The organism is Clavibacter sp. MX14-G9D (assembly GCF_032917815.1).
Lineage (GTDB): Bacteria > Actinomycetota > Actinomycetes > Actinomycetales > Microbacteriaceae > Clavibacter > Clavibacter michiganensis_K.
Genome location: NZ_JAVCVL010000178.1, coordinates 1 through 5,668, shown reverse-complemented (window position 1 = coordinate 5,668; position 5,668 = coordinate 1). Strand labels below are relative to the sequence as shown.

Annotated in this window: 6 protein-coding genes; 5 read left to right on the top strand and 1 reads right to left on the bottom strand. The window is 73.3% G+C overall.

The window, feature by feature from the left end; translation table 11 throughout:
• Positions 1 to 61: 61 nt before the first annotated feature.
• The 5 genes from metG to Q6969_RS12405 are packed head-to-tail and all read left to right on the top strand — an operon-like array spanning position 62 to position 5,469.
• The gene (gene metG, locus Q6969_RS12425) at positions 62 to 1,639 is read left to right on the top strand and encodes a methionine--tRNA ligase (RefSeq protein WP_317230712.1); all 1,578 of its coding nucleotides are present in this window, start codon (positions 62 to 64) and stop codon (positions 1,637 to 1,639) included.
• A 56-nt stretch (positions 1,640 to 1,695) separates the two neighbouring features.
• A complete protein-coding gene (locus Q6969_RS12420; RefSeq protein WP_317230711.1) occupies positions 1,696 to 2,646 on the top strand; it encodes a TatD family hydrolase in 951 nt (316 codons plus the stop codon).
• 26 nt (positions 2,647 to 2,672) lie between these two features.
• The gene (gene rsmA, locus Q6969_RS12415) at positions 2,673 to 3,569 is read left to right on the top strand and encodes a 16S rRNA (adenine(1518)-N(6)/adenine(1519)-N(6))-dimethyltransferase RsmA (RefSeq protein WP_317230714.1); all 897 of its coding nucleotides are present in this window, start codon (positions 2,673 to 2,675) and stop codon (positions 3,567 to 3,569) included.
• Between the two features lie 10 nt (positions 3,570 to 3,579).
• Entirely contained in the window at positions 3,580 to 4,518 is a 939-nt protein-coding gene (locus tag Q6969_RS12410) for a 4-(cytidine 5'-diphospho)-2-C-methyl-D-erythritol kinase (RefSeq protein ID WP_317230710.1), read from the top strand.
• Between the two features lie 18 nt (positions 4,519 to 4,536).
• Entirely contained in the window at positions 4,537 to 5,469 is a 933-nt protein-coding gene (locus tag Q6969_RS12405; protein WP_317230709.1) for a DMT family transporter, read from the top strand.
• A gap of 77 nt (positions 5,470 to 5,546) precedes the next feature.
• On the opposite strand, the gene Q6969_RS12400 is transcribed toward Q6969_RS12405, so the two are convergent.
• Positions 5,547 to 5,668: CGNR zinc finger domain-containing protein (locus Q6969_RS12400; RefSeq protein WP_317230713.1), on the bottom strand; the 122-nt coding region annotated here is incomplete at its 5' end.

Here is a 5,668-nt window from a genome sequence, read left to right as displayed (position 1 = left end):
CCTCGCCTGAGTCGCCGTCACGCGGCCGGGGCCCCTCCCGCCGATCGTTAGGATGGAGCTCATGTCCCGCGGCGAGCCCTTCTACATCACCACGCCGATCTTCTACGTGAACGACGTCCCGCACATCGGGCACGCGTACACGGAGGTCGCCGCCGACGTGCTCGCCCGCTGGCACCGCCAGCGCGGCGACGACACCTGGTTCCTCACGGGCACCGACGAGCACGGGCAGAAGATCCTCCGCACGGCCACCGCGCACGACACGACCCCGCAGGCGTGGGCCGACCGCCTCGTCACCGAGAGCTGGCAGCCGCTGCTCGAGGCCGTGGACATCTCCAACGACGACTTCATCCGCACCACGGACGCCCGCCACGAGGAGTCCGTCACGATCTTCCTGCAGCGCCTCCACGACGCCGGGTTCATCTACACGGGCGAGTACAAGGGCTACTACTGCGTCGGCTGCGAGGAGTACAAGCAGCCCTCCGACCTCCTCGAGGGCACCGGTCCGTTCGAGGGGCAGCTCGTCTGCGCCATCCACTCCAAGCCGGTCGAGCTGCTGGAGGAGAAGAACTACTTCTTCCGCATGAGCGACTTCGGCGAGCGGCTCCTCGCGTTCTACGAGGAGCGGCCCGACTTCATCCAGCCCGAGAGCGCCCGCAACGAGATCCTGTCGTTCGTGCGCCGGGGCCTTGAGGACCTCTCCATCTCCCGCTCCAGCTTCGACTGGGGCATCCCCATCCCGTGGGACGAGAGCCACGTCGTGTACGTGTGGTTCGAGGCGCTCATGAACTACGTCACCGCCATCGGCTACGGCGTCGACGACGAGCGGTTCCAGCGCCGCTGGCCCGCCACCCACCTGGTCGGCAAGGACATCCTCCGGTTCCACGCGGTCATCTGGCCGGCCATGCTCATGGCCCTCGGGGAGGAGCCCCCGCGGCGCGTCTTCGGCCACGGCTGGCTGCTCGTCGGCGGCGAGAAGATGTCGAAGTCGAAGCTCACCGGCATCGTCCCGCAGACCATCACCGACACCTTCGGCATCGACGCGTTCCGCTACTACTTCATGCGCGCCTTCGCCTTCGGCCAGGACGGCTCGTTCAGCTGGGAGGACCTCAGCGCCCGCTACCAGGCCGAGCTCGCCAACGGCTTCGGCAACCTCTCCTCCCGCGTGATCGCCATGGTCGGCCGCTACTTCGACGGCCGCGTCCCCGAGGCGCACGAGCTCACCGAGGCCGACGAGCGCGTGCTGTCCGTCGCGCGCGCCGCCGCGTCCACGGCCGACGACGCCATCGAGCGGCTCGCCATCCACGAGGCGCTCGCCGCCGTGTGGACCCTGGTCGACGAGCTCAACGGCTACATCACGAGCCAGGAGCCGTGGGCGCTCGCCAAGAGGGACGAGGACCGCGCGCGCCTCGAGACCGTCCTGCACACCGCGGTCCGCGGGCTCGGCACGCTCGCCGTGCTCCTCGCGCCCGTGCTGCCCGGCGCCACCGCGAAGCTCTGGACGGCGCTCGGCGGCGACGGCACGGTGGGCCAGCAGCGCATCGACCTCGCCGACGAGTGGACCGGCTCCGGCGTCGTCACGCCGCTCGAGGCCCCGCTCTTCCCGCGCATCGAGCAGGAGCCGGTCACCCCCACGGCGTGACCGGGGAGGCCGCGCCCCACGGGGTGCGGCACCCGCCCCTCGGTAGAGTGGGCGGGATGTCCGATTCGAACTACGTGCGCCAGCGCGACACCACCGCGGTCCACGGCCAGACGCGCGACCTCACGTATCCGCCGCTGCCCGAGGCGCTCACGGTCCCGGTCTACGACAACCACACGCACCTCGAGATCGCGGACGGCGAGTCGCCCATCGACTTCACGGAGCACCTCGACCGGGCGAGCTCGGTCGGCGTCCGCGGGGTGATCCAGGTCGGCGGCGACCTGGAGACCTCCCGCTGGTCGGCGGAGACCGCGGCCCACGAGCCGCGCATGCTCGCGGCCGTCGCCATCCACCCCAACGAGGCGCCCGCGTACGACGAGGCGGGCACCCTCGACGACGCGCTGGCCGAGATCCACGAGCTGGCCGGCCGACCGCGCGTGCGCGCCGTGGGCGAGACCGGGCTCGACTTCTTCCGCACGGGCGAGGAGGGTCGCGCCGCCCAGATGCGCTCCTTCGAGGCGCACATCGAGATCGCCAAGCAGCGCGGCATCGCCCTGCAGATCCACGACCGCGACGCGCACGACGAGGTCGTCGAGACGCTGCTGCGCGTCGGCGCACCCGAGCGCACCGTGTTCCACTGCTTCTCCGGCGACGAGGACCTCGCCCGGATCTGCGCCGAGAACGGCTGGTACATGTCGTTCTCCGGCACCGTCACCTTCAAGAACGCAGTGGACCTGCGCGAGGCGCTGGCCTTCGCGCCCCGCTCGCTGCTGCTCGTGGAGACCGACGCGCCGTTCCTCACGCCCGTGCCGTTCCGCGGCCGCCCGAACGCGCCGTACCTCATCCCGCACACGCTGCGGGCGATGGCCGCGCACCTCGGCACCGACGTGTCGATGCTCGCCGCGCAGATCTCCTCCAACACCGAGCTCGTCTACGGCCGCTGGGACGACGAGCCCGTCACGTCGCCGGCGAAGGACCCCGCCGAGATCGACCCGGCGGGCCGCGCGTGAGCGACGACGCGGGCCCCGGCGCGGCACTGCCCGCCACGCCCGCGGCCGCCGGCGCCACGCTCCTCGGGCCGGCCGAGATCCGGGACCTCGCCGAGCTCCTCGGCGTCGCGCCCACCAAGAAGCTCGGGCAGAACTTCGTCATCGACGCGAACACCGTGCGCCGCATCGTGCGGGTCGCGGGCGTCGAGCCCGGCACCCACGTGGTGGAGGTCGGGCCCGGCCTCGGATCCCTCACGCTCGGCCTCCTCGAGACCGGCGCGAGCGTCGTCGCGGTCGAGATCGACGGCCGCCTGGCGGAGCAGCTGCCCCTCACCGTGAGCCTGTACCAGCCGGAGGCGCGCCTCACGGTCGTGCACGAGGACGCGCTGCGCGTCGCGGAGCTGCCCGGCGACCCCACCGCGCTCGTCGCGAACCTCCCGTACAACGTCTCCGTCCCCGTGCTCCTGCACCTGCTCGAGCACTTCCCGTCGATCCGCACGGGCGTGGTGATGGTGCAGGCCGAGGTCGGGCACCGCATCGCCGCGGCACCCGGCTCGAAGGTCTACGGGTCCCCGAGCGTCAAGGCCGCCTGGTACGGCGCCTGGCGCACGGCCGGCAACGTCAGCCGGCAGGTGTTCTGGCCCGTGCCCAACGTCGACTCCGTGCTCGTCGCGTTCGAGCGGCACGCGGAGCCGTTCGCCGCGGAGGAGCTGCGGCGGCGCACCTTCCGGATCGTCGACGCGGCCTTCCAGCAGCGGCGCAAGATGCTCCGTCAGGCCCTCGCGGAGCTGCTCGGCGGCAGCGAGGCGGCGTCCGCGCTGCTCGTCGACGGAGGGGTGGCCCCCACTTCGCGGGGCGAGGAGCTGAGCGTCCACGACTACCTCCGCGTGGCCCGCGCCTGGGCCGATCGCGACGGTGACGGACCGGCTCCCAGCCTCCGCTAGGTTGGAGCACATGACCTCCGCGGCCACCACCTCCGACGTGGTGCACGCGCGGGCCCCGGGCAAGATCAACGTCTCGCTGACGGTGGGCGCCCTCCAGGAGGACGGGTACCACGACGTCGCCACCGCGTACCAGGCCGTGAGCCTGTACGAGGACGTGTACGCCACCCGGTCCGACGGCTTCTCCGTCGAGTTCGGCGGATCCATCGACACGTCGCACCTCACCGTCGGCGCCGACAACCTCGCCATCCGCGCCGCCCGCCTCCTCGCGCGCAGCACCGGCTACCGCGGGGGCGTCCACCTGCGCATCGAGAAGGACGTGCCCATCGCGGGCGGCATGGGCGGCGGGTCCGCGGACGCCGCGGCCACCCTCCTCGCCTGCGACGCCCTCTGGGGCACCGAGCGCACCCGCGACCAGCTGCTCGCCCTCGGCGCGGAGCTCGGCGCCGACGTGCCGTTCGCGCTCGCGGGCGGCACCGCCATCGGCACGGGCCGCGGCGACCGGCTGAGCCCCGCCCTCGCCAAGGGCACCTTCCAGTGGGTGCTCGCCATCGCCGAGTTCGGCGTCTCCACGCCCGACGTGTACGGCGAGCTCGACAAGCACCGCGAGCGGCACGCGCAGGACATCTTCCCGGCGCAGCAGATCCCGCAGGTCGACTCCGGGGTGCTGCAGGCGCTCCGGGCGGGGGATCCGCACATGCTCGCCGAGGTCCTCCACAACGACCTCCAGGCGCCCGCCCTGCACCTGGCGCCCGGGCTCGGCGAGGTGCTGCAGCTCGGCGAGGAGAACGGCGCGCTCGCGGGCATCGTCTCCGGATCCGGTCCCACCGTCGCCTTCCTCGCGGCCGACCTCGACAGCGCGCTCGAGCTGCAGATCGCGCTGAGCGCCGCCCGCCTCACGGTCATCCGGGCCACGGGACCCGTGCACGGCGCCCGCATCATCACCGGCTGACCCGGCGCGCTCCGCCCCATGCGCACGCCGTCGCTCCATGCCGTCCGGCCGTCCCGCCCCGAGTGGGCGCTCATCGGCATCACCGCGATCTGGGGCGGCACGTTCCTCGTGGTGCACCTCGCGATGGAGCACAGCGGGCCGCTGTCCTTCGTCGGGCTCCGCTTCCTCGCGGCGGGCCTGATCAGCGCGGTCCTCTTCCGCCGGGCCCTGCGCGGCATGCGGCGGCTGGACCTGGCGGCCGGGTCGGCGATCGGCGTGATGATCTTCCTCGGCTACGGACTCCAGACCTACGGCCTGCAGACGATCTCGAGCAGCGCGTCCGCCTTCATAACCGCGCTCTACGTGCCGCTGGTGCCGCTCCTGCAGTGGGCCGCGTTCCGGAGGCGGCCGAGCGCGCTCGCCCTCGTGGGCGTGGGGCTCGCCTTCGTCGGGCTGCTGCTCGTCGCCGGTCCCCAGGAGGGTGCGTCGCTCGGCGCGGGGGAGCTGGCGACCCTCGTGAGCACGCTCCCGATCGCCGCCGAGATCCTCCTCATCGGGCTGTTCGCCGGGCGCGTGGACGTCGGCCGGGTGACCGTGGTGCAGCTCCTCGTCGCCGGGGCGCTCGCGCTCGCGTGCATGCCCCTGGTCGGCGAGGCGTTCCCCGCGTTCTCGTGGCTGTGGCTCGCCGCGGCGGTGGCGCTCGGGGCGAGCAGCTGCCTCATCCAGCTCACGATGAACTGGGCCCAGCGCTCCGTCTCGCCCACGCGCGCGACGATCATCTACGCGGGCGAGCCGGTGTGGGCCGGGGTCGTCGGGCGGGTAGCGGGGGAGCGGCTGCCGGCGCTCGCGATCCTCGGAGCGGCGCTCATCGTCGCGGGCACGGTCGTGAGCGAGCTGAGGCCGCGCGCGGTGCGGGGGCCCGAGGCCGAGGCTCCGCGGGACGGGGTCGGAGGCCGGCCCGTCATCGACTGACGCGCTCCTCCGGGCGGGGGCACAGGCGCCCCGCGTCGGGCAGGCGGACGGCGGGAGGGGGCGACGCGGGGCCGCGGTCAGCGCGACCGGCGCGCGTGCGCGCGGGCCTTCATCCGGTTGCCGCACGTCGCCATGGAGCACCACCTCGCGGTGCCGGGGCGGCTGTGGTCCACGAGGAACAGCGCGCACTCGTCGTTCG